Below are 718 nucleotides of genomic sequence, written 5' to 3' on the forward strand. Positions count from 1 at the left end.
CGAATATTGAGTGGGAACTGGGGCGTCTTCGGTCAACTGGCGAGAGTTGATGCGCGGCCTGTTGACGGTGTGGTGCGCCGCTCGTATGGTCTCGGCGCAATTCCGGAATCAGACCGAAACTTTCGAACGGACGGAGTGAGATGGTTACCCGCAGATCCATCCCCCTGCCCCGCAAGGCACTGGTTCTCGGCATGGCGAGCCTGCTCGCGGCAGCAGGCGTCACCGCCCTGTCGGGAACCCCCGACGCCGCGAGCACCCTCGGTACGGCCGCGGCCGAGAAGGGCCGCTACTTCGGGGCCGCGGTCGCCGCGAACCACCTGGGCGAATCCGCGTACGCCGGCACGCTCGACACCGAATTCAACTCGGTCACGCCCGAGAACGAGATGAAATGGGACGCGGTCGAGAGCACCCGCAACTCGTTCACCTACACGTCCGCCGACCAGATCGTCAGCCACGCACAGAGCAAGGGAATGAAGATCCGCGGCCACACGCTGGTGTGGCACTCCCAGCTGCCCGGCTGGGTCTCCGGCCTCGCCGCCGCCGACCTCAGGACGGCGATGAACAACCACATCACCCAGGTCATGACCCACTACAAGGGCAAGATCCACTCCTGGGACGTGGTCAACGAGGCATTCCAGGACGGCAGCAGCGGCGCCCGGCGCAGCTCGCCCTTCCAGGACAAGCTCGGCAACGGCTTCATCGAGGAGGCCTTCCGCAC

General features: G+C 65.7%; 1 protein-coding gene. It reads left to right on the forward strand.

Annotated features, from left to right (window positions below; all coding sequences use genetic code 11):
• Positions 1-140: 140 nt before the first annotated feature.
• The coding region (locus tag TN53_RS41445; RefSeq protein ID WP_046264060.1) for an endo-1,4-beta-xylanase at positions 141-718 on the forward strand (578 nt) is incomplete at its 3' end.

This window comes from Streptomyces sp. WM6386 (assembly GCF_000972385.1).
In the GTDB taxonomy this organism is placed as follows: domain Bacteria; phylum Actinomycetota; class Actinomycetes; order Streptomycetales; family Streptomycetaceae; genus Streptomyces.